General features: G+C 44.6%; 1 rRNA gene. It reads right to left on the bottom strand.

The window, feature by feature from the left end:
• Nucleotides 1-227 precede the first annotated feature (227 nt).
• A 16S ribosomal RNA gene (locus H3S83_RS11415) occupies nt 228-285 on the bottom strand; the annotation flags it as partial.

Genomic DNA, 285 nt, shown 5'->3' on the forward strand with positions numbered 1-285 from the left:
GCACCGCACCTTACAATCTGTCAGGTCGCCAGAAGGCTTGGGATACATCATCTGAAGAAAGAGAAACGAAGGCGGCATTATCCGCTTGTATTCATCACATATAACCAACAGTCAAAACTACCAGTCCTATGTAACGGTTCGAAACTGACTATCTCGAACCCTTTGTTCTAACAAGATCAAGAAGGTCTGAACTTAAAAAACTCTTTCCAATTCTTAATCTTCCTTAGAAAGGAGGTGATCCAGCCGCAGGTTCCCCTACGGCTACCTTGTTACGACTTCACCCCA

Source organism: Bartonella sp. W8122 (assembly GCF_016102485.1).
GTDB lineage: Bacteria > Pseudomonadota > Alphaproteobacteria > Rhizobiales > Rhizobiaceae > Bartonella > Bartonella apihabitans.